The 23,923-nt window shown below is 33.5% G+C and carries 23 protein-coding genes and 1 tRNA gene; 16 read left to right on the top strand and 8 right to left on the bottom strand.

Going from position 1 to position 23,923, the window contains the following annotated elements; all coding sequences use genetic code 11:
* The first annotated feature begins 219 nt into the window (after positions 1–219).
* From hisS to LPB248_RS16330, 12 genes are all read left to right on the top strand, one after another.
* Positions 220–1,647, top strand: a complete 1,428-nt coding sequence (gene hisS, locus LPB248_RS16275; protein ID WP_177212350.1) for a histidine--tRNA ligase — start codon at positions 220–222, stop codon at positions 1,645–1,647.
* Positions 1,648–1,767: 120 nt separating this feature from the next.
* Positions 1,768–1,838 (top strand) — tRNA-Trp (locus LPB248_RS16280).
* A 490-nt stretch (positions 1,839–2,328) separates the two neighbouring features.
* Positions 2,329–2,907 carry a nucleotide exchange factor GrpE gene (locus LPB248_RS16285; protein WP_177212351.1) on the top strand — a complete coding sequence of 193 codons (579 nt, stop codon included), beginning with the start codon at positions 2,329–2,331 and terminating at the stop codon, positions 2,905–2,907.
* 75 nt (positions 2,908–2,982) lie between these two features.
* Positions 2,983–4,089, top strand: a complete 1,107-nt coding sequence (gene dnaJ, locus LPB248_RS16290) for a molecular chaperone DnaJ (RefSeq protein ID WP_177212352.1) — start codon at positions 2,983–2,985, stop codon at positions 4,087–4,089.
* A 159-nt stretch (positions 4,090–4,248) separates the two neighbouring features.
* Positions 4,249–5,178, top strand: coding sequence for an ABC transporter ATP-binding protein (locus LPB248_RS16295; protein ID WP_177212353.1), 930 nt, complete (start codon positions 4,249–4,251; stop codon positions 5,176–5,178).
* A 78-nt stretch (positions 5,179–5,256) separates the two neighbouring features.
* Entirely contained in the window at positions 5,257–6,573 is a 1,317-nt protein-coding gene (locus LPB248_RS16300; protein ID WP_177212354.1) for an ABC transporter permease, read from the top strand.
* A 98-nt stretch (positions 6,574–6,671) separates the two neighbouring features.
* Positions 6,672–7,835, top strand: coding sequence for a sigma-54-dependent transcriptional regulator (locus tag LPB248_RS16305; RefSeq protein ID WP_177212355.1), 1,164 nt, complete (start codon positions 6,672–6,674; stop codon positions 7,833–7,835).
* Between the two features lie 45 nt (positions 7,836–7,880).
* Positions 7,881–8,540 (top strand): DEAD/DEAH box helicase, encoded by a 660-nt coding sequence (locus tag LPB248_RS16310; protein ID WP_177212356.1) that lies wholly within the window; start codon positions 7,881–7,883, stop codon positions 8,538–8,540.
* A gap of 210 nt (positions 8,541–8,750) precedes the next feature.
* Positions 8,751–9,494 (top strand): alpha/beta hydrolase, encoded by a 744-nt coding sequence (locus tag LPB248_RS16315; protein ID WP_255462961.1) that lies wholly within the window; start codon positions 8,751–8,753, stop codon positions 9,492–9,494.
* Between the two features lie 14 nt (positions 9,495–9,508).
* Positions 9,509–9,727, top strand: coding sequence for a putative signal transducing protein (locus LPB248_RS16320; protein WP_091133675.1), 219 nt, complete (start codon positions 9,509–9,511; stop codon positions 9,725–9,727).
* A gap of 74 nt (positions 9,728–9,801) precedes the next feature.
* On the top strand, positions 9,802–10,605 hold the full coding sequence (locus LPB248_RS16325) for a Cof-type HAD-IIB family hydrolase (RefSeq protein WP_177212358.1): 804 nt from the start codon (positions 9,802–9,804) through the stop codon (positions 10,603–10,605).
* A 6-nt stretch (positions 10,606–10,611) separates the two neighbouring features.
* Positions 10,612–11,142: a GNAT family N-acetyltransferase gene (locus LPB248_RS16330; RefSeq protein WP_177212359.1), complete on the top strand. Its 531-nt coding sequence runs from the start codon at positions 10,612–10,614 to the stop codon at positions 11,140–11,142.
* A gap of 67 nt (positions 11,143–11,209) precedes the next feature.
* Here LPB248_RS16330 and LPB248_RS16335 read toward each other — a convergent pair whose 3' ends face one another.
* Positions 11,210–11,734 carry a hypothetical protein gene (locus LPB248_RS16335; protein ID WP_177212360.1) on the bottom strand — a complete coding sequence of 175 codons (525 nt, stop codon included), beginning with the start codon at positions 11,732–11,734 and terminating at the stop codon, positions 11,210–11,212.
* Between the two features lie 486 nt (positions 11,735–12,220).
* Between LPB248_RS16335 and mtaB the strand changes: the two genes are divergently transcribed.
* Positions 12,221–13,555, top strand: coding sequence for a tRNA (N(6)-L-threonylcarbamoyladenosine(37)-C(2))-methylthiotransferase MtaB (gene mtaB, locus LPB248_RS16340; RefSeq protein ID WP_177212361.1), 1,335 nt, complete (start codon positions 12,221–12,223; stop codon positions 13,553–13,555).
* Between the two features lie 159 nt (positions 13,556–13,714).
* Here the strand turns inward: mtaB and LPB248_RS16345 are convergent, their stop codons facing one another.
* From LPB248_RS16345 to LPB248_RS16375, 7 genes are all read right to left on the bottom strand, one after another.
* Positions 13,715–14,221 (bottom strand): hypothetical protein, encoded by a 507-nt coding sequence (locus LPB248_RS16345; RefSeq protein WP_177212362.1) that lies wholly within the window; start codon positions 14,219–14,221, stop codon positions 13,715–13,717.
* Between the two features lie 49 nt (positions 14,222–14,270).
* Positions 14,271–14,987, bottom strand: coding sequence for a 3-ketoacyl-ACP reductase (locus tag LPB248_RS16350; protein ID WP_177212363.1), 717 nt, complete (start codon positions 14,985–14,987; stop codon positions 14,271–14,273).
* Between the two features lie 114 nt (positions 14,988–15,101).
* On the bottom strand, positions 15,102–15,689 hold the full coding sequence (locus tag LPB248_RS16355; protein ID WP_177212364.1) for a phospholipid scramblase-related protein: 588 nt from the start codon (positions 15,687–15,689) through the stop codon (positions 15,102–15,104).
* 51 nt (positions 15,690–15,740) lie between these two features.
* A complete protein-coding gene (locus LPB248_RS16360; RefSeq protein WP_177212365.1) occupies positions 15,741–17,900 on the bottom strand; it encodes a vWA domain-containing protein in 2,160 nt (719 codons plus the stop codon).
* 80 nt (positions 17,901–17,980) lie between these two features.
* Positions 17,981–18,946 (bottom strand): hypothetical protein, encoded by a 966-nt coding sequence (locus tag LPB248_RS16365; RefSeq protein WP_177212366.1) that lies wholly within the window; start codon positions 18,944–18,946, stop codon positions 17,981–17,983.
* 2 nt (positions 18,947–18,948) lie between these two features.
* A complete protein-coding gene (locus LPB248_RS16370; RefSeq protein WP_111289274.1) occupies positions 18,949–19,449 on the bottom strand; it encodes an RNA polymerase sigma factor in 501 nt (166 codons plus the stop codon).
* A 380-nt stretch (positions 19,450–19,829) separates the two neighbouring features.
* Positions 19,830–20,666 carry a DUF6929 family protein gene (locus LPB248_RS16375; protein ID WP_177212367.1) on the bottom strand — a complete coding sequence of 279 codons (837 nt, stop codon included), beginning with the start codon at positions 20,664–20,666 and terminating at the stop codon, positions 19,830–19,832.
* A 209-nt stretch (positions 20,667–20,875) separates the two neighbouring features.
* Here LPB248_RS16375 and LPB248_RS16380 point away from each other — a divergent pair, with 209 nt between their 5' ends.
* From LPB248_RS16380 to LPB248_RS16390, 3 genes are all read left to right on the top strand, one after another.
* A complete protein-coding gene (locus LPB248_RS16380; protein WP_177212368.1) occupies positions 20,876–21,754 on the top strand; it encodes a PPK2 family polyphosphate kinase in 879 nt (292 codons plus the stop codon).
* A gap of 228 nt (positions 21,755–21,982) precedes the next feature.
* A complete protein-coding gene (locus tag LPB248_RS16385) occupies positions 21,983–23,032 on the top strand; it encodes a sensor histidine kinase (protein ID WP_177212369.1) in 1,050 nt (349 codons plus the stop codon).
* Between the two features lie 176 nt (positions 23,033–23,208).
* On the top strand, positions 23,209–23,922 hold the full coding sequence (locus tag LPB248_RS16390; protein WP_177212370.1) for a LytR/AlgR family response regulator transcription factor: 714 nt from the start codon (positions 23,209–23,211) through the stop codon (positions 23,920–23,922).
* Position 23,923: the final 1 nt, after the last annotated feature.

Genomic DNA, 23,923 nt, shown 5'->3' on the forward strand with positions numbered 1-23,923 from the left:
TACGGTTTTTGTTACAAGTTTGTTTTCGAAGTGTTATTATTTATTTTAAAAAGTAAGATATTTGCAGACTTAAATTAAGTCGAAAGTTGGAAAGTCATAAAGGCGAAAGTCTAAAGCGCCAGCAATCAAAAAAATATAAATAAATTAATTTTAAAGGTTTTTGAATTTAAGTTTCAAAAGAAATCTAAAATCTAAAATCGACAATCTAAAATAAAAAAGATGGCTTCAAAACCAAGTATACCAAAAGGAACAAGAGATTTTTCACCAGCTGAGGTGTCAAAACGTCAATATATTATTCAGACTATAAAAGCGAATTTTGAAAAATTTGGTTTTCAGCCAATCGAAACGCCTTCGTTTGAAAATTCAGATACCTTAATGGGGAAATATGGAGAAGAAGGAGATCGTCTGATTTTTAAAATTCTAAATTCAGGTAATTTTTTCTACAATAAAAGTAAAATTGAGTTGCCAGAATCAATCGAAGAATTACAGCTGAATTCTGCTGAAAAAATAACTTTAGAGCAAAGAATAGAGTTAAATAAATTCACAGGAAAAATTTCTGAGAAAGCGTTGCGTTACGATTTGACCGTTCCGTTTGCAAGATATGTTGTGCAGCATCAAAGTGAAATTGAGTTTCCTTTTAAGAGATACCAAATTCAGCCAGTTTGGAGAGCTGATAATCCGCAAAAAGGACGTTTTAGAGAATTCTTTCAATGTGACGCCGATGTTGTTGGTTCAAAATCGCTGTGGCAGGAAGTTGAATTGGTTCAATTATATGATACTGTTTTTACTTCTTTGGGTTTAGAAGGGGTTACAATTAAAATCAATAACAGAAAAATTTTATCTGGAATTGCTGAGGTAATTGGTGCTTCAGATAAATTGATCGATTTTACAGTTGCTCTTGACAAATTAGACAAAATCGGAGAAGACGGCGTTAAAAAAGAAATGATCGAAAAAGGAATTTCTGAAGAAGCTTTGGTAAAAGTACAGCCACTTTTCAGTTTTTCAGGAACTTTTGCGGACAAAATTGCGCAGCTTTCGGACTTATTGTCTTCTTCTGAAGAAGGAATGAAAGGAGTTGAAGAATTAAAGTTTATTTGCGACAATGTGGCTGATTTAGGTTTGTCAACCGCAACCTTAGATTTAGACGTGACATTAGCTCGTGGTTTAAATTATTATACTGGAGCTATTTTTGAAGTTGCAGCGCCAAAAACGGTAGCTATGGGTTCTATCGGCGGTGGCGGAAGATACGACGATTTGACGGGTATTTTCGGTTTGAAAAATATGAGTGGTGTCGGAATCTCTTTTGGATTGGATAGAATTTATCTAGTTCTTGAAGAATTACAATTATTCCCAGAAACTGTTGCGGCGACTTCGAAAGCAATATTCTTGAATTTTGGAGACAAAGAAGCTTTGTATGCTTCAAAAGCAATTCAGCAATTAAGAAAAGAAAACATAAAAGTAGAGCTGTATCCAGATAATGTAAAAGTTGGTAAGCAATTTCAATATGCAGATAAACGTTTAATTCCTTTTGCAGTATTGGTTGGAGATCAGGAAATTAATTCGAATTCATATACGCTTAAAAATTTAGTGACAGGAGAACAGGTTTCTGTAGACTTTGAAGGATTGAAAAAAGCTTTGCAGGCTTAACTGTTTGGGGTTAAGGTTTTTGGTTAAGATTCCGCAGATTTAAAGGGATTTCTTTTAAAATCTCTTCGCAAAATAGTTGCCAGAGAAGAAAAAAAACTCTTAATTTGCCAACCTTAAGTTACGGGCGTAGTTCAAGGGTAGAATAGCGGTCTCCAAAACCGTTGATGGGGGTTCGAATCCCTCCGCCCGTGCAAAAAAAGTTTTTTATCGAAAAGAACGCAAAGATTTTTATCCAAGAATAAAAAAAATAAAGTTCGCAAAGCTAAATCAATATTAAGCTTTGCGAACTTTGTCTTTTTATAAAAAGCTATAATTAAATAAAAATCTTTGCGTTCTTTGCGATAAATTTTTCGTTCAGCAGGTTACGATTGATTCTTTAAGGGTAAAAAGCATAAAAAAAGCTTCGTCTCTGTAAGACGAAGCTTTTTTTTAATATAAGGTAAACTTGAATTAATAATTATTTAGAGGCCGAAGCCAACCCTTAAATTCAATTTTTGGTGGTAATAATTTATATTTATTGGTCTCAAAGATAAGATAAACTAAAACGTAATAGTCTTAAAATTATAATAAATTTTTCTAGCTTGCGAACGTTTTTTAAACGCCTCAAAATTAATAAAGTGACAATTTGACATTTTATAAGATTTGGCAGTACTTTTGCAATCCAACAGAAAGAAATAAAAAATGAAGTTTAAGAATATTTTTAAAAATAAAAGTAATATGACTACGGAAAATACAGAATTCGATCAGGAATTAGACGATGTAACGTTAGAGAACAATGCCAACGGAGAGCAGTTAATTGTTGAAGAATTAAGTGTTGAGGAGCAATTAGCTAAAGACTTGGCTCACGAAAAAGATAAGTTTTTGAGATTATTTGCTGAATTTGAAAATTACAAAAAAAGAACTTCAAAAGAGCGTCTTGAATTATTTAAAACGGCAAACCAAGAAGTTTTATTGGCTATGCTTCCAGTTTTAGATGATTTTGATAGAGCCGCTATAGAGATCAACAAATCTGAAGATGAAAACTTGAAAAAAGGCGTTGAGCTGATTCATGAAAAACTGAAAAGTACTTTAGTTTCTAAAGGCTTAGAGCAAGTTGAAATTCAGGCAGGAGATGCTTTCAACGCTGATATTGCTGAAGCAATTACCCAAATTCCAGCACCATCTGATAAATTAAAAGGGAAAGTTGTAGATGTAATTGAAAAAGGATACAAGTTAGGAGAGAAAATTATTCGTTACCCTAAAGTTGTAGTTGGAAACTAAAAGCAATTAAGATTCTGAAATTCAACTTTTAAAGATTGGAGATTGGAGTTTTAGATTTAGAATTTAACCTAAATTATGAAAAAAGATTTTTACGAAATACTAGGCATTTCAAAAAATGCTGATGCTGCTGAAATTAAAAAAGCTTACAGAAAAAGTGCGCTTAAATACCACCCTGATAAAAACCCAGGCGACAAAGAGGCAGAAGAGAACTTCAAATTAGCGGCAGAAGCTTATGAAGTTTTAAGTGATCCGCAGAAAAAAGCGAAATACGATCAATACGGTCATCAAGCATTTGATGGTTCTGGCGGATTTGGCGGTCACGGAGGTATGAACATGGATGACATTTTCAGCCAATTTGGTGATATTTTTGGTGGCGGATTTGGAGGTTTCGGTGGCGGAGGCGGAGGTCCTCGCCGTGCGAAAGGAAGCAATCTTCGAATTAAAGTAAAACTGACTTTAGAAGAAATTGCAAATGGAGTTGAGAAAAAAGTAAAAGTAAAACGTAAAGTTCAGGCAAAAGGCGTTACTTATAAAACTTGTACCACTTGTAACGGGCAAGGTCAGGTAATGCGAGTAACCAATACCATTTTAGGAAGAATGCAATCTGCATCTACTTGTCCTACTTGTGGAGGTTCTGGTCAGATTTTAGATAAAAAACCTTCTGAGGCAGATGCTCAAGGAATGGTTCAGGAAGACGAAACAGTATCAATCAAAATTCCTGCTGGAGTTGTAGACGGTATGCAGTTAAAAGTTGCCAACAAAGGTAACGATGCGCCAGGAAACAGTATTCCAGGAGATTTAATTGTTGCAATTGAAGAAGTTGAGCACGAATTCTTGAAGCGTGAAGGGGAGAATGTTCACTTCGATTTATATATCAGTTTCCCTGAAGCGGTTTTAGGAGCTTCTAAAGATATCGAAGCAATCAACGGAAAAGTTCGTATTAAACTGGAAGAAGGAATCCAATCTGGAAAAATCTTAAGATTAAAAGGAAAAGGTATTCCGAGTTTAAATGGTTACGGAAGCGGAGATTTATTGGTTCACGTAAATGTTTGGACTCCAAAAACGTTAAACAAAGAACAAAAACAATTCTTTGAAAATGCTTTAAATAACGAGCATTTTACTCCAAGTCCAGAAAAGTCTGAAAAATCATTTTTTGAAAAAGTAAAAGACATGTTCTCTTAATGTGACTTTTTTTTAATGTTATAAATAATAAAAACCCATTCTAGTATAAAATAGAATGGGTTTTTTGTGTAATATGACACAGATTCGCTAGTAATTATTTACTTTTACAGTCGCTGAACCGTAATGGGTAAAGTGACGCAGTAAATCCTTAAAAACAACATGAGTAACTTACTTGAAGTACATAATGTCATAAAAAAATATGGCGACTATGTAGCACTTAACGAAGTTTCATTAAATGTGCCTAAAGGCAGTATATATGGACTTTTAGGTCCGAATGGAGCAGGAAAAACTTCCCTTATCAGAATCATAAACCAAATTACAATGCCTGACAGCGGTGAAGTAATTTTGGATGGAGAAAAACTACAGCCAAAACATGTGCAGACAATTGGTTATCTGCCAGAAGAACGTGGTTTGTACAGTTCAATGAAAGTAGGTGAGCAATGTCTTTATCTGGCTCAGATGAAAGGTCTTTCTAAAGCCGAAGCCAAAAAACAGTTAGACTATTGGTTTGATCGTTTGGGTATTCAGGGATGGTGGAATAAAAAAATCCAAGAGCTTTCTAAAGGAATGGCACAGAAAATTCAGTTTGTGGTTTGTGTTTTGCATAAGCCAAAACTTTTGATTCTAGACGAACCGTTTTCTGGATTTGATCCTGTAAATGCTAACATAATTAAAGATGAAATTCTGGCATTAAAAGAACAAGGTTCTACTATTATTTTTTCGACACACCGAATGGAAAGCGTAGAAGAACTATGCGAGAATATTGCCTTAATCCATAAATCAAATAAACTGATAGAAGGTAAAGTTGTCGATGTAAAACGTCAGTTTAGAACAAACAGTTTTGAAGTCGGAATTTTGACTAATAATGTTGAAGGTTTGATGTATGATATTACTCAAAAATTTACGGTTTCGCCTGCTAGTTTTAAATCTTTAAATGATGATTTAAAATTAAATATTCAGATTGGAAACGCAAGTCCAAACGAATTATTGAATGTTTTAACACAGCGCGGACAAGTAACGCATTTCGTTGAAAAAATTCCAAGCATAAACGATATTTTTATCCAGACAGTTACAGAAAATAAAGTTTAGATTTCAGATTTTAGATTTCAGAAGTAATCCTGAAATTTGAAAATCTAAAGTCAACAATCTAAAATCTAAAATCAAGAAATGAGTATTATTTCATTAATTATAAAAAGAGAATTTATTGCTAAAGTCCGCAATAAATCTTTTGTTGTCATGACATTTTTGAGTCCGCTTTTATTTGTGGCTATTGCTGTTTTTATTGGCTATTTAAGTTCTATGAAAGCAGAAACAAAAAGAATTGCTATTCATGATGAAACTGGAATTTTTGTTTCAGATTTTTTAAAAGAAAATAAAAAAGGAGCCGAATTTAAATATATAAATCTGTCTGAAATTGAAGTGAATGCTTTAAAAGACAGTATTACAAAGGAGAATTTCAATGGATTAATTGTTATTCCGAAAACAAATAACAGAAAGGATTTAGAAAGTAAAATCGAATTTATTTCTAATAATAGTCCGAGTATTTCTTTTATTGAAAATACTCAGGATATTATTGCTAGTAAAATCACAAAACTAAATCTGGAAGAAGAAAAACTGGATACTGTGGCGATTCAGAAAGCACAATCAAATGTCAATATTCATTTGGTTAAGGCTTCTGGAGAGGAAAGCTTAAAAGGTTTAAACGAAATTAAAATCGGAATTGGAGGTGCCTTTGGCTATTTAATTATGATGTTCATTATCATTTACGGAAACATGGTAATGCGAAGCGTAATCGAAGAAAAAACAAATCGAATTATAGAGATTATTATTTCATCTGTAAAGCCATTTCAGCTTATGATTGGAAAAATTGTCGGAACTTCACTAGCTGGAATTCTGCAATTTATAATTTGGGCTATAATTGGTTTAGGATTAATGTTTGCGGCTTCGGCATTTTTTGGAGTAAATGTTGGACCGACAGCAAGAATTTCGCCAGAAATGATGCAAACAGCTCAACATCAATTTTCAGGTTCTGCGCAAATGTATATTGCAGAATTATGGAATCTGCCAATTGCAAGCATTATAATTGGTTTTGTAATTTATTTTATTGGAGGATATTTTCTGTACAGTTCATTTTATGCGGCAATTGGTGCTGCCGTAGACAATCAGACCGATTCTCAGCAGTTTTTATTGCCAATTTTAATGCCTCTGATTTTGAGTGTTTATATCGGGTTTTTTACTGTAGTAAATGATCCTCACGGAACTGTTGCCGTTGTATTTTCGATGATTCCACTTACATCGCCAATAGTTATGTTAATGCGTATTCCGTTTGGTGTGCCGTGGTGGCAAATTGCAATTTCGGTATCATTATTGTTTGCTACATTCTTCCTTGTGGTCTGGTTCGCTGCCAAAATTTACCGAATAGGTATTTTGATGTACGGCAAAAAACCAACTTGGAAGGAATTGTATAAGTGGCTAAAATATTAACTTGAGATTCTAAGATTCTAAGTTTCTGAGATGCTAAGATTTTTTAGCGGAAAAACTCAGAAACTTAGCATCTTAGTATCTTAGCATCTTTAAAAAGAATGAGTAAAATACTAATTGTCGAAGACGAAGCAGCGATCAGAAGAGTTTTGGTAAAGATATTATCAGAAGAAAATGACACCTATCAGGTTGATGAAGCCGAAGATGGAGTTGCTGGACTTGAAAAAATAAAAAACAACGATTACGATTTGGTTTTGTGTGATATCAAAATGCCAAAAATGGACGGTGTTGAGGTTTTAGAAGAAGTAAAAAAGATAAAACCAGAAATCCCGATGGTGATGATTTCGGGGCATGGTGATATGGAAACTGCAATTCAGACTATGCGTTTGGGGGCTTTTGATTACATTTCGAAACCGCCAGATTTGAATCGTTTGCTAAATACAGTTCGTAATGCTTTAGATAAAAAACAATTGGTAGTTGAAAATAAAATCTTAAAGAAAAAAGTCAGTAAAAATTACGAAATGATTGGTGACAGCGAATCAATCAATCATATCAAAGTAATGATCGATAAAGTGGCTCCAACGGAAGCCAGAGTTTTGATTACTGGGCCAAACGGAACGGGAAAAGAATTAGTAGCGCATCAATTACACGAAAAAAGTGAGCGTGCTGGTTTTCCTTTAATCGAAGTAAACTGCGCGGCGATTCCAAGTGAGTTGATCGAAAGCGAATTATTTGGACACGTAAAAGGAGCTTTTACATCGGCAGTGAAAGATCGTGCCGGGAAATTTGAAGCAGCAGACAAAGGAACTATTTTTCTGGATGAAATTGGAGATATGAGTCTTTCTGCGCAAGCCAAAGTTTTGCGCGCGCTTCAAGAGAATATGATTACCAGAGTTGGTGCCGATAAAGATATAAAAGTCGATGTTCGTGTCGTTGCTGCAACCAATAAAGATTTAAAAACAGAAATTGCCGAAGGTCGTTTCCGTGAAGATTTATATCATCGTCTAGCTGTAATTTTGATAAAAGTGCCGCCATTGAATGAAAGACGTGACGATATTCCTGCTTTGATTTCGCATTTTGCCGAAAAAATTGCTTTAGAGCAAGGAAATGCGGTAAAATCATTTTCGGCGCAAGCCATAAATTTATTACAGGAATACGATTGGACAGGAAATATTCGCGAACTGCGAAATGTGGTCGAGAGATTAATCATTTTAGGCGGAAACGAAATCTCTGAAACAGATGTGAAAATGTTCGCAAGCAAATAATGATTTGGAATCTAAATTCTAAAATCATAAATCTAAAATTTAGAAATGAAACTAAAAAAAATAAACGAGAAATTACAAGACGCTTTAATTGAAAATGGTTTAACAGAGGCTAATGCTTTGCAGATGGAAACTTTTTCGACCATAAAAAGCGGTGCTGATTGTGTGATTATTTCTCCAAAAGGAAGCGGAAAAACAACAACGATTGTTTTAAATGTCATTCAGCAATTGGCTGGTAAAACGGAAGAATCTCCTCGCGCTTTAATCATTGTTGAAGACAAAGCGAAGGTTTTAGAAATGGTTGAACTTTTTGAGAAATATGGAAAATATACCAATTTGGAAATTTATGGCGTAAACGAAAAAGGCGACATGGATTACGATAAAAATTACGTTTCTACTGGAATTGATGTTTTGATTGGAACACCGACCAAATTAAACGATATGTTTAGTACGGCAGGATATAACGTAAATCGTCTAAAAATGTTTATTCTAGATGATGCAGATCCGATTTTGAAATTACGTCATGATCCAAAAATTACACGTATTTCTAATAGTATCGCCAAAGTGCAGCGAATTATCTTTTCTGAAACTCTGACAGAGCGTATTGAAATTTTGGCAGATAAAATCATGGTGGAGCCTTATTTGTTTGATATGGACGAAGACGGGGAAGAGCTTGATGAAGACGAAGACGATATTGAAGAAGAATAGTTTACAATAAAGTTTTCAGTCCCGGTTTTCAGTCTCAGTAACTGAAAAGCGGGATTTTTTATTAATTATTTGCATTTTCAGTTTTCAATCTTGGTAAAGACTAAAAATGAAAACTGCGATTCAAAACTAATTTTAGATATGGAGGTTTTAAAAACGTTTAAATTTTTGGGAATTGTACTGTTGTGCTTTTTTCTGATTATTTATGTTTTGATGATATCCTATTTTTATTTTAATCAGGTTGATTTAGTTTTCTATCGTTCAAAATTGCCCAAAGACTATAAATTTGATTATCAGCAAAAAATTGAAGAAATCAATATTTCTTCTTTTGATGGATCTGTGTTGAATGGATTATTGTTTAAAGCTGAAAACTCAAAAGGACTTGTTTTTTATCTTCATGGAAATGCTGGAACACTTGAAACTTGGGGTAAAATTGCAAAAATATACACCTCATTAGGCTATGATATTTTTATTTTAGATTACAGAAGTTTCGGGAAAAGTGAAGGCGAAATTGAGAATGAAGAGCAATTGAGTAAAGATATTTCTATCGTGTATAAGAAAGTGGCTGAGAGATATCGTGAAGATAAAATTATTATTGCAGGATATTCAATTGGTTCTGGTTTCGCCACAAAATTGGCATTAGAGAATAATCCGAAAGCTTTGATTCTTCAAGCGCCGTATTATAATTTTTTAGAATTATCTAGCTCTAGAGCACCATTTTTTCCTGACTTTATGAAGAAATTTAGTTTAGAAACAAATCGTTATCTTCCAAAAATAAAAAGACCAATTTATATTTTTCATGGAACTAAAGATCAGTTGATTCCAATTGATAATGCAGTTAGGCTAAAGAAGTTGTTAAAAGCAAATGCCTATTTTTATCCGCTAAAAAATCAAGAACACATTGGAGTAAATGAAAATGAAGATTTTCAAAAACAATTAAAAAGAATATTAGAATAAAAAAATAAAACGCTATGGGATTAATGAAAGTATTTTCAGGAAGTGAAGTATTAGCAATTGCTTTGCAGGAAAGATTAGAAGAAGCTGGAGTAGAAACAGTAAAAAAAGATAATATTCAATCGGCTCGTTTAGGAGGTTTTGGCCAGACTGATTTGGCTGTTGAGGTTTTTATTCAGGAAACCGATTTTGCAAAAGCAAATCCAGTTATAGAAGAATTTAGAATGAGCCTTTAATAAGTCACAGTTTGCATTCACAGTTTACAGTTAGATACTGAAAACTGTGACTTCAACTGAAAACTCCCAAAAATATGCAATACAAAATGTTAGTGCTCGACATGGATGACACCTTGTTGACAGACGATCATAGAATTTCAAATTTAAATAAAAAAGTAATATTAGAAGCACAAGCAAAAGGCGTTTATGTTGTTTTGGCTTCTGGAAGACCGACTTCGGCAATGACAGCTTATGCGAAAGAGCTTGAGATGGATTTAAACGATTCTTATATGATTTCGTTTAATGGAGCAATAATTAGCCGTGTTAAAGACGATTTGGTTTTGTTTGAACAGAAATTAACTGTAGAACAAATTCACGCGCTTTACGATTATAGTGTGAAGAAAAATGCGCACATTATCACGTATTTGGATGATGAGATTATCAGCGAAACAGATTCAGAGTTTATTGAGGTCGAAAAAGAAATTACTGGAATGGCGCATCATAAAGTTTCAAGCTTTAAAGATTATGTAGACAGACCAGCAGTTAAATGTATTTTGTTGCAAGATCCAACTTATTTAAAAACCTTAGAAAAAGATTTAATGGAGGCAATGCCACATTTAAGTGTTTCGATGTCTAAACCATTTTTCTTAGAAGCAGCTCAGCAAGGCATTGATAAAGCGGCGAGCTTGAAACTTTTAGCTGAAAAGCTAGGAATTCATCAAAGTGAAATTATTGCAGTTGGAAACGCAGGAAATGACTTAACAATGATAGAATATGCAGGTTTAGGAGTTTGGGTTGATAATGTGACACCAGAATTGCGTGATAAAGCCGATTTAATTGTGGCTTCAAATAATGATGATGGTGTTGCAGAGGTTGTAACACGTTATATTTTAAATTAAACTAAAATGAAAAATCCAATTGAAACGGAACGTCTAATTTTACGGGAACTTGAACTTTCTGATGCAGAAGGAATGTTTGAATTGGATTCGAATCCGAATGTTCATTTATTTGTTGGCAACAGGCCTGTAAAACATATTGAAGAAAGTGTTGAATATATCAAGTTTGTTCAAAAACAATACAAAGATCTTGGAGCTGGCCGTTGGGCCGTTGTTTTGAAAGAAACCAACGAATTTATTGGCTGGTCTGGAATTAAATTTATTACAGACGAAATCAATAACCACAAAAACTTTTATGAGTTAGGATATCGCTTTATAGAAAAGCATTGGGGAAAAGGTTATGCAACCGAAGCGGGAAAAGCTTTTATTGATTATGCTTTTGACGAAATGAAAGTAGAAGTGCTTTATGCTTTTGCAGATGCAGGAAACGAAAACTCAAGAAAGATTTTAGAAAAATTAGGTTTCCATTTTGTGAATTCTTTCGAATATCAGGAAGAATTAGAAGTTTGGTACGAACTTAAAAATCCAAACTCAAACTAAGAGATGCATTCCAAATCTTTACATACTTAAAAGTCAGTAAAGATTTGGAAACAAATCAGAGTTATAATTATTTTTTAGCTACAGAAACAAAATATTTATTTCCGTCACCCATGGTTAATTTTACACGCTCATCGCAAAGATCGATTGCAAAATTTGCACTTTCGTAACAGCTGCAAGTTGTGTTTTTGTCTTTAGACATTTCTGTTTTACAATTGTTGTTTTTAAAGCTTGCCAATTGTGGTGTGTATAAACTAACTAAATCAGTAGAAGCAGTTACTAACGAAATAATACTTGCAGAATTGTTATTGGTAATTCTGTATACAATTCTATCTGTATAATTTACTTCGTTAACAGTTACTTTACGAATGTAGGTATAAGCTGTAGATCCTTCACCTGGTTCTTTAACTTCAAACTTAAACCCAACTGCACGAATAGCAACGTCAAATTGCTGCTGAGAGTTTAAGCTTGCCCAAGCTGTTAATGTGCTAATAGAAGGAAATGGATTTGCATTTGCAGCGGGAGCATTAGTTTGCGCTTGCGAACTAAAAATGGTTAAGAACATCAAGCAGATCGTGGGTAAAAATGCTTTCATAAAGCGTGTATTTGTTATTATAATTTTGCCTACTCTCTTTGGTTTTCGGCTTTCCCATTTCATTTTGTAACACAAAACAACAACATAACGAGTAAAATTCAAAATTGTTATGCTCGAATTATTATTAAATTAATTAAAGCGTGTTAAAATTCTTAAATGTGAATTTATTTAACGGCTCAAGCATAGCAAAAGTAAATGTAAGAAATTTTGAATTTAATCCAATAAAAAATGTATTTAATCGGTGAAATTTGCATTTAATCGATTATTTTGTCTTTTTATTCTTATTGAATTGCTAAAAGGGACTTTGTAGAAAGGAGTTTTGGCGAAAATAAAACAGAAATAAAAGCTTTTTTTGAATGTTTCTAAATTAACATGAATGCAAATTATTGATTCGAAGTAAATTAATCGCTTTCTTTTAAAGAATATTGTTTGTAAATTTGCAGCCTTAAATTTTTTGACAACGATTTCATTAATTTAAGAAAGATTATGGAAAATAGAAAAAAAGTTGCCTTTTATACACTGGGTTGTAAACTGAATTTTTCAGAGACTTCTACAATTGCCAGAAATTTTAATGACGAAGGTTTTGACCGCGTCGATTTTGAAGAAATAGCAGATATTTATGTCATTAATACTTGCTCTGTAACAGAAAATGCAGATAAGCAGTTTAAGCAGGTAGTTAAGAAAGCAATGAAGCTGAACGAAAAAGCTTTTGTTGCTGCTGTTGGCTGTTATGCACAATTAAAGCCAGAAGAATTAGCCGCAGTTGATGGTGTTGATTTGGTTTTGGGTGCAACAGAAAAATTCAAAATCACGGACTATATTCATGATTTGAGTAAAAACGATATGGGTGAAGTTCACTCATGCGAAATTGCCGAAGCCGATTTCTATGTAGGTAGTTATTCTATTGGAGATCGTACCAGAGCATTCTTAAAAGTTCAAGACGGTTGTGATTATAAATGCACGTATTGTACCATTCCGTTGGCTCGTGGAATTTCTAGAAGTGATGCTTTAGAAAATGTATTGAAAAATGCCAAAGAAATTTCGGCTCAAAACATCCGCGAAATTGTTTTAACAGGTGTAAATATTGGTGATTACGGAAAAGGGGAGTTCGGAAACAAAAAACACGAACATACTTTTCTGGATCTAGTACAAGCTTTAGATAAAGTAGAAGGAATCGAACGTTTGAGAATTTCATCTATCGAACCGAATCTATTGAAAAATGAAACAATTGAATTCGTATCGAAAAGTCGCACTTTTGTTCCGCATTTTCATATTCCATTGCAATCAGGAAGCAATGATATTTTAAAATTAATGAAACGCCGTTATTTACGTGAAGTCTATATTGACCGTGTCAATAAAATTCGCGAAGTAATGCCTCATGCCTGTATTGGTGTTGATGTTATTGTTGGTTTCCCTGGAGAAACAGATGAACACTTTTTAGAAACCTATCATTTCTTAAACGAATTGGATATTTCGTATTTACACGTATTTACATACTCAGAAAGAGATAATACAGAAGCGGTAGATATGCCAGGAGTTGTTCCTTCTAATGTGAGAGCAAAACGCAGTAAAATGCTTCGTGGATTGTCAGTTAAAAAACGCCGTGCATTTTACGAAAGCCAGTTAGGAACAAACAGAACGGTACTTTTTGAAAGCGAAAATAAAGAAGGATACATTCACGGATTTACAGAAAACTACGTGAAAGTAAAAACACCTTGGAATCCAGAATTGGTAAATACTCTGCAAGAAATCAATTTAACTAAAATAGACGAAGACGGAAGTGTACGTTTGGAGTTTTTGAATAAACTGGCGGAAGCTTAAAAAATAAATTCAAAGTATTTGTCATTCCGAGGAACGAGGAATCACACTCGAAACTCGACAAAGATTGACAATTATAGCATACGGAATTACTAGTGTGATTCCTCGTTCCTCGGAATGACAAAAAAAGCCTCTTATTAGAGGCTTTTCATTTTTTATAAATTACTCATTTTCCTGAACAACCAATTTCAAAGAATTAATATAATCGGTATCAAATTCTATAACTCGAATTTTTTCGGGATTAAAACCTAATTCTCCTCCAAACTGACCGCGTGTGTCTAGAAAATCAATTGTCAACTCTTCGTCATTCAATTTTAGTAGTTTTCCTAGATAAGCAGATTTAGATGATTTTTTAGCGATTTGAAAAATCCCGTATTTCTTAGAAACATAATTTATAATTGAAGCTAAATCTTTAATCGGGATAATATCATCAGAATTGATTTTTAAACCTTTCAAGCGAATTACTTTTTCTGTAAAGGCCAGATCATGATCTCTATTTACAGCTTCAATGTTTTTATTTCTTAAAATAACAAAACCATCCAAAACAAAATCTACTGGATTATTTCGAAGCAAAATCCAATCATCAGAGTAATCAATTAAAAAACCGCTGAAGATTTCTTTCTTGTCTTGAAATTCTATTTCGACCAATTGTCTTAAATATTGTTCCATTTAATGTCTTTTTGTGATTTAAACTTTGACAAAGTTTATACGATTACTTTTAAGGATTAGTAGACCAAATACTGCTGTTTTTGATAAATACTCTTCGGTTTAATTTTAACTGAGCAATAATTAAATCTGCCATATCTTCAGATTGCATTACTTTTTCAGGATTTCCGTCAGTCAGATTTAGATCTTTTGCCATGTCAGTTGCAACTGTACTTGGCGTTAAAGCCGTAACACGAATATTGTGTTTTCTCATTTCCTGCATTAGAGAATCAGTTAAACCTAAAACAGCAAATTTAGAAGCACTGTAAGCACTTGTTAGAGCGTTTCCGTTTAATCCAGCAGTAGATGAAATGTTAATAATATCTCCAGTTTGTCTTTCGATCATGTTTGGAATTATTGCACGTGTTGTGTAATACGTTCCCATTAAATTCACCTGAATAATTCTTTCCCAAGCTTCTGGCTCTAATTCTAAGAATTTTCCAAAAGAAGCAATTCCTGCGCTATTGATTAAAATATCGATGTGTTTAAATTCTGCGATTGCTTTTTCAGCAGCAGCATTTATAGAACTAATATCAGAAACATCTGCAGACAAAGCCAAAGTTTTTACGCCAAGTTTAGCAGCTTCTGCAGCCAGCTCATCAATATCTTTTTGAGTTCTTGAAACCAAAATCAGGTTTACACCTTCTTTTGCTAAAGCAATTGCCACAGCTTTTCCTATTCCTTTTCCTGCGCCTGTAATAAAGGCGTTTTTATTTTTTAAGTCGGTCATGATTGTGTTTTTAGAAATGCAGAAAGCATCATTTTAAGTCTTACAAAAATAAGGTTTTGAAAACTAAAATGATGCTTTAAAAGGTATTCTTAATCTAAGTTTAACAACTTTTTGCTATTCTTTCAGAACCATGTCAATACACATTACAGCTCCTAAAATCAATTGTCTCAACGGACTATCGGAAGCAACTGTATCTTCAATCTGAAGAACATAATTATCAGCACTTGTAAAAAACTCTTTTCCTAATCCAGCCCATTTTTTATTTACTTGAGCCAATTGTCTGCCTTCATGAGAGAATTTAAAATCCCAACCGGTCCATTTTCCTTGAAGTGTTGCAACTGGTTTTTCGTTTTTATCCAGAATATCAAACTTTCCTCCAATAGAAAAGAATTTTTGTTTGAAAGTTCCAACCAAACGATCTTTTTCGTCCAATACTTCAACAGTCGATCTAAAGATGGCAACACCTCTTCTTACTGTGATTAATTTATCGCCAGAAGCAGTTGTAATTTCAACATTAAATGGAGTAGCTCTTTTATAATCTGTAAATCGAAAAACTTTAGTGAAAAAACCAAGATTGTTTTCTCGGCAGTTCATGATGATTTGATTGTTTTCTGGATGATATATATCGTAATTGTTTGCGGCTTTGAACATTCCAATATGTTCTTTTACTAAAAATAAATTTTGGCTTAAAATAGGATTCATGTGTGTAAAATAAGTTATGAAAATAAAGTCGCAAATGTAATACAATATTTATTAATTATACTGTTTAGAAGTTTCCACTAGACGAATAAACTCAGCTTTATAACCTTCTTCATCATTTGAATTTCCTTGCTTTGCCAGTTTTACAATTTCTTCAGAAGATTTATCAGCAATTAATTTTGAATCTCTCAATTTTAATCCAAACCAAGCTACGGCAGAACTAAATTTCATATCGTCACTCGCTTTTTCCAAAGGAACCGATTTGTTCTCAATTACCTGAACCATTTCGATGCTTTTTTCACCGTCAGGTTTTTTGTAACGGAATTTTATAGTTGCCAATTCATTACTATAATTTGCAGAGTTGGTTTCGGTTTTGGTGTATTTCAAATCATCTGCTTGTGCGGTCAAATAATCGCTTTTTATACCCGCAGGAATAATTTCATACAACGCTGTTACGGTATGATTGCTTCCTAATTCGCCAGCATCAATCGCATCATTTTTAAAATCTTCTGGACGCAATTTTCTATTTTCATAACCAATTAAGCGATACGCTTGAACTTGTTTTGGATTGAATTCAATCTGAATCTTCACATCTTTCGCGATAGCAAACATCGAACCTTTAAACTCTTTTCCTAAAAAACGATTAGCTTCTTGAATGTTGTCGATATAAGCATAGTTTCCGTTTCCTTTATCGGCAAGAATTTCCATTTTACTGTCTTTGTAATTTCCCATTCCGTAACCCAAACAAGTTAAGAAAACGCCTGTTTTTCTTTTTTCTTCGATTAGTTTTTCCATGTCAGAATTAGAAGAACTTCCAACGTTAAAATCTCCATCAGTTGCTAGAATTACACGATTGTTTCCGCCTTTAATGAAATTTTCAGTTGCCGTTTTATAAGCCAGTTCAATTCCTGCTCCTCCAGCTGTACTTCCTCCAGATTGTAATTTGTCCAAAGCGTCGATGATTGTTTTTTTCTCATCACCAGAAGTTGGCGGTAAAACCATTCCTGCAGCGCCAGCATAAACTACAATGGCAACTTTATCTTTTACGCGTAATTCGTTCACCAATATTTTTAAAGATTGTTTTAATAATGGTAATTTGTTCATGTCGCTCATTGAACCCGAAACATCAATCAAGAAAACAAGGTTCGAAGCAGGTAAATCGTTGGTTGAAATATTTTTTCCTTGCAAACCAATTTTTAAGATTTTATTGTTTTTGTTCCAAGGTGAATCGCTCACTTCTGTATTGATAGAAAACGGATGTTCATTTTTTGGTTGCGGATATGTATATTTAAAGAAATTAACCATTTCTTCTACACGAACTGCGTCCTTCGGAACTTGTTGTCCGTTGTTTAAAAAACGTCTAATATTCGTATACGAAGCATTGTCAACATCTATAGAAAAGGTAGAAAGTGGTGCTGTTTTAGGACTTTCGAAGGCATTTTCTACAAAAGTGTCATAATCTTCCTGAGTTGGTTCAGCTGGAATTGGCATTATATTTAATTTTTTGTCCAATTCTTTTTCCGAAAGATTTTTATACATTTCATTTTTGGTTGAAATTACTACAACGCCATTTGACGCTTTGTTTCCATAAATCGAAGTTGCTGCTTGGTCTTTTAAAACCGAAACATTATCAATATCATTTGGATTTATTTTTGCCATTTGATTGGCTTTTGCAGGAACTCCATCAATAATATACATGGGTTCATTTTTTGGAGAAAGTGGTGCATTTCCGCGAATAGCAACAGTTGGGCTTGGCATATAAAGGGCATTGCTTGCAACTTGAATTCCTGCCATTTTTCCTTTAAGTGCCTGCGCAGCATCTTTTTTCTCTCTTCTTTTTTCGGCACGAGCATAACTTCGGTCTTCATATTCAGAACTTGAAGTTCCGTAGCCAACAACTACAACTTCGTTTAATGTCTGATTATCTGGAAGAAGTTTTATATTGATAATATTTGAATTTTGAACCTTTTGGCTTTGGTTTTTGTATCCAATGAAAGTAAAAACCAACATGTCGCCAGTTTTGGCTTGAATACTGTATTGGCCATCAAAATTTGTGTAAACACTAGTTTTTGAGGTCTGATTGAAAATAGTTACGCCTGGAAGCGGTTGTTTATTTTCGTCTGATACGATTCCAGAAATCGTTCTTTCTTGTGCCATGGTTACGAAACATATAAGCATAGCAATGGCTGATGAAATAAGTTTTAGACTTTTCATGATAATAAGTTTTAAGAATTAATGTTGAGATTTAACTTTGTCAAAGTTTCAAACTTTGACAAAGTTCTGTTGTGACCTGCTTATTTTTTCGGAGCTGGTTTTCCGTTTTTAGTAGTAATTATAACAACTCCTTTTTTGCCTTTTTCGCCATATTTTTCCGTCGCTTCAAGGTCTTGTAAAATCGTTATGGTTTTAATGTCTTGTTTGTCTAAAGGAGCATACGGACTTGTTGGATTTTTGCCAAATAAATCATTTTCTGAATAATAAATTCCGTCAATGATGTATAAAGGTTCGTCAAGAACTACAAGCGAATCTAAATTTTCTGGCTGTAGATTCGGAAGTTCGTTTTGAATCATTTTATCTTTTTTTACATCGTCGCTGTGCGCTAGTGCATTTCCGTTTAAAACTACCAGAGGACTGCTTTTTTTTGCTTTTTGTGCTGGCGCGGCAGAGTAAGCAACTCTTGCAGATTCTCTTTGGGGATAACTTGAATACCCCATTTCTGGAGTTACTTCTTTTTTTGAAACGATGTTATTTTCTTCATCATAAGATTCGCTTCTTAGAGGTTCATTTGCAGAAACAACAGCTTCTGATGCAATATTAGAAGCTGGTGCAGACAAAACTGGTCTTGCTTGAGGTGATGTTACTTCTTGAACAGCAACTCGATCTTTGCTTTTAGTTTGATTTTCTAAAATTTTAACCGCTTCTTCGCTTGAAACTATTTTAGAAGGAGTTGTACTATTTTGATTAACAATTGGTTCTTTAGTTTTAGGCTGTTCTATTGCTTTTTCTTCCAGAACAACTTTTGGAGTTTCATTTACAGTTTCTTTATTAGAATGTAAAAACTGAAATCCTAAAGAAAGCAATAATAGAAGAGAAGCGGCAACAGCAATTTTTTTCCATAAAGCAATTGTTTTTTTATCTTCTTTTTTGTCCAGTTTTTCTTCTACGCGCGACCAGACTTTTTCCATTCCTGGAAAGTCTTGAAACTCGGCTTTTTGCGAAGCTTCTTTTATTTTATCGAATAATTTATCTTGATTGTCCATGACTATTTTGCTTTTTGATAATACAATTTATTAACCAGTTCTTTCAGTTTGGTCTTAGCGGCATTCAATTGTGATTTTGATGTGCCTTCAGAAATCTTTAGCATTTCGGCTATTTCTTTATGGGAGAAACCTTCAATAACAAAAAGGTTAAACACCGTTTTACAGCCGTCTGGAATGTGGTTTAATAAATTAAGTAAATCTTCTTCTTCTAAAGTATTTAGTTCGTCAACAGAAGGCTGAGAAATCAGCTTTACGTCGTCGAGATACATATTAAAGTTGGTTGCTTTTCTGATGGTTGCCAAACAATGATTTACAGTTATTCTTCTAGCCCAAGCTTCAAAAGCATACGCTTCTTTTAACTGATCAAGTTTGGTGAAAATAGTAAAGAAAGAATCTGCCAAAGCTTCTTCTATCTCTTCCTCCTTTTTTAAATATCTTTTGCAAAGGCGGTACAGCTTTGGCGCCATGTATTCGTACACCTGACGCTGGGCATCGCGATGCATTTTTTTACAATTTGCTATTTGAGTTTCGTTTATCACAATTGTTGTCTTTCTTACATAGAGAGATAAAAAGATAAAAAGGTTGGGATGGGGGTGAAAAAAAAATCTTTTTTAAGGTTCAGAGTTGCAAAGATTCAAAGTTGCAAAGGTTTTATGGTAGAAACGTAATCAAAATACTTTGTGTTTCTCTGCGAAAAAACTCTGCGAATCTCTGTGTAATAATTCTTTCGCAAAGATTCACAAAGCTGCACGGAGATTCACAAAGGTTTTATTGTAGAAACGTAATTAAAATACTTTGTGTTTCTCTGCGAAAAAACTCTGCGAATCTCTGTGTAATAATTCTTTCGCAAAGATTCACAACGCTACACAGAGATTCACAAAGTTTATTTTATAGGCAATGTCAATTTATAAATTTTAGTTTCTAAAACTTCTGTATCATTATCTTCGCAAAGCAAAAACTCGATTTTGTTATTTTCTTTTTTATAAAAAGTTAAACCTTCAAATTTGTTGGTTGAGGTGATTTTTTGAGTGAAATCTATTTTCATCGTTTTAACGTCTATTCTTCCAATGAAACTTCCTAAGATTTCTCCGTCATCATAAGTAGATTTTGTGTCTTCGGCTGTTGAAAGGAAATAGATTTTATCATCTACCAAAATAGCATCGGTAAAACTGGAACGAACGCCTTTTATTTTTGGTAATTTGTAATTAACAGAAATCAAGGCAAATTCTTCTCCTAGATTTTTGGCGTGAATGGTAAAAATCGTGTTTTTGTTAGAAATGCCATTTCCGCGATTGAATAAATACCAGTTTTCTCCGTCGAAAATAGCTCCTTCTAGATTAAAATCTTGAGGTTTTATTTCTCCGAAATTCTGCATCACCACATACAAATCGACTAAATTGTTCTTTTGTAAAACGGTTTTTGATTTCATATCAAACTCAATCATTTTGTTTCGGTTTTCGGTTGAACCAGAACCAAAAACATAAAGCGTATCATTATGATGTGTAAGCGATTCAAAATCGGGTTTTAAGTTTTTCGGAATATTCTGTGTTGGATTGTCAATCAAAGCATGCTGATTCAGTTGCTGATTTTGCATATTGTATTCGTATAAGAATCCGCTGTTATCGCCAATTACATAAAGTGCATCGTTATTGTAAAATAATCCCGATGCCGAGCCGATTCCGATAATTTGAAATAATATTTCTAATGTAAATTTTTCCATGAATGTTGTTTTGAAAATAAGTGCCTAGCCCTGATAGTAATGGAAATACTTTGAAAAGAAATTGCATTTTTTTCCTGACAGAACAAAGCGACCGAAGGAAGCTCTTGTTATGGCTTTGGAAAAAAGCAATTTATTGAAAAGTATTGCAATGAATAGCAGGAATATGCTTCGTAAAAATACTATATTTATAAGACAAAAAAGGAAAAGATATGAAATCAATAGATCCGAAAGATTTTAAAGTTGTAGATAAAATAAAGCTCAAAGAAATTCCGACTGTTTTGAATGTAAAAGCAGATGACGATGAAAAAGAAGAGAAACTAGATAAAGTTCAAGCTAAATTGAGTGATTTGCAAGACGTAATGTATGCGCACAATAAATATGCAGTTTTAATCTGCCTGCAAGGAATGGATACTTCTGGAAAAGACAGTTTGATTCGTGAAGTTTTTAAAGAATTTAATCCGCGTGGAGTAGTGGTCCATAGTTTTAAAACGCCAAATTCGGCAGAATTGGAACACGATTATTTATGGCGCCATTATATTGCGCTTCCAGAAAAAGGAAAGTTTGCAATTTTTAATAGAACACATTACGAAAATGTTTTGGTCACACGTGTACACCCAGAATATGTTCTGGCTGAAAACCTTCCAGACATTAATTCTGTTGATGACATTACGCCCGATTTTTGGAAAAATAGAATTGAACAGATTAATAATTTTGAAAGACATATTACTCAAAACGGAACAATTGTAATGAAATTCTATTTGCACTTGAGCAAAGAAGAACAGCGTCAGCGTTTGTTGCGCCGTTTGGAAGAAGAAAAACACAATTGGAAATTTTCGCCAGGTGATTTGAAAGAACGCGGTTATTGGGACGAGTATATGAAGTATTATGAAGAGGCAATAAACAAAACCTCTACACCACATGCGCCATGGTATATAATTCCTGCCGATGACAAAGAAATGTCTCGTTATATTGTAGCTAAAATTATATGGGAGGAAATGAAAAAACATACGGATATTAAAGAACCAGAGTTGGACGAGAAAACAGCAATAAATATTGAATTGTATAAGAAAGAATTAGGGGAGAAGTAATTGGGCAATTGAGATAATTAGTCAATTAGATAATTTTTTGACCCCGATAAGTTTTAAAAAACTGTCGGGGTTATTTTATATTGCTTTTTAAAATTCCATTGGTCAAAACAAAAACGCAGTTCGTCAAACTAATTTTGATAGTAATTGCGGTTTGGGCTTCTTTGTGGTTTGTTTAAAAAAATATAGGATTACTTTTGAAGTTAAATTTTTTCAATAAATTATTTATAGATGATCGCAATCAATAAGAACAGGCATTGGATGTTTTTAGTCTTTTTTTGGAGCTTATTAGGTATCACGATTTGGGCGCAGATGATCGAAGATTACGATTTTTTGACGGCTACAATTCAGGCTATTTTAGTTTTGATTTGTTCTGCTGTTTTAGCTCATATTTTAAGTGATGTTATACTGCCCAAAGCGCTGAAACAAAATAAAATGAGCTCGTTTGCAGTACAAAGCGTTGTTGTTGTACTGCTTTTGGCATTTTGTCTGTCATTGATTTATATTGTTTTTTCAGATTCGGTTATAAGAAGAAAAGCATATCCTGAAGAAGCAGATGTAGATTCTCTTCATTTTTTATGGTCGCGATTTTACGGTAACATTCCGTCAGCGATTTTAATTTGCGGTACTGCCTGCGGACTTCGATTTTATCAGGAACATAATGTTATCGAAAGAAATCATGCGCAATTACAGCAAGTTCATCTTGAAGCGCAAATAAAAATTTTGCAGGATCAGATAAATCCACATTTAATGTTTAATGTTCTAAATCATATTCATATTCTAATGCAGAGCAATGTACAATTGGCATCTGTTTTATTGGTTCAGTTTTCAGATATTTTGCGTTATCAATTGTATGAATGCAACAAAGAATATGTGCCTTTGCATCTTGAAATTAAATATTTGAAGGATTTGATTGCTGTTGAAGAAACCCGCTGGGGAAATGAATTGGAAGTGAAAAGCAAATGGAATATCGAAGACGGACAACTTCAAATCGTGCCATTGCTTTTGGTTCCTTTGATCGAAAATGCTTTTAAATATGTTTCCCGACTTCCAAATCAAAAAGGATTTGTGCATTTGTCTTGTGAACAGATTAATAAACAATTGAATTTTAGAATTGAAAATTCGTATACAGAGCAATATAAAATTCCGTCTAAAAGTCAAGGATTAGGACTTGAAAATGTAAAGAAAAGGCTGACGATTCAATATCCAGAAAAACATCAATTCAATATCAATAAAACAGATTCTGACTTTACGGTTACTGTGACTTTAGATTTGAAATGATTTTTTTTCGCCACTAATTGCGCGAATTAACGCGAATTTTTTATCTGCTACTTTGTGAACTTTGCGGTTAAATTTTTTGCCACAGATTATCAGATTAAAAGGATTTCAAAAAAATCTGCTAAATCTGCGGGAAACAAAAAAACATTAAACATTAAACCTGAAACAAAAACAATATTATGAGCATGAAATGCCTCGTTATAGACGATGAACCTATCGCAAGAAACGGAATCGTAGACTTTATTTCTAAAATTGATTTTCTAGAAGTTGCCGGTACTTGCGCTTCAGCATTAGAAGCAACTTCTTACCTTCAAGAAAAGCAAATCGATTTGATGTTTCTGGATATCAATATGCCATATCTTACGGGATTGGAGTTTCTGGAATCGTTAGAAAAACCGCCTTTGGTAATTTTCACAACAGCCTACTCAGAACATGCTTTAGATGGATATCGTTTGCAGGTGGTAGATTATTTATTAAAGCCTATTACGTTTCAACGTTTTTATCAAGCTTCTTTAAAAGCTAAGCAATGGCATCAGATGATTAGCTCTCCAAAGCAAAATCAATTAGATCCGTTTTTATATGTGCGTCAGGAAGAAGGATTTCAGAAAATTTCTTGGGTGGATATTTTATATATAGAAGGCATGCAGAATTATGCTAAACTTCATTTTAAAGATAAGGTTCTTGTGATTCATCAAACCATGATTTCATTAGAAGAAACACTTCCTGCAGAAATTTTCTTTAGAATCCATAAATCTTTTCTTGTCAATATTACCCACATAGATTCTGTTTCTGGCGGACGATTATTTATAAAAGGACAAGAACTACCCATTTCAAGAACACGCCGAGAAGCATTACTGAAAGAGGTAGTTTATAAAAATTTATTAAGCAGGTAGC

Source organism: Flavobacterium sp. LPB0248 (assembly GCF_013388355.1).
GTDB lineage: Bacteria > Bacteroidota > Bacteroidia > Flavobacteriales > Flavobacteriaceae > Flavobacterium.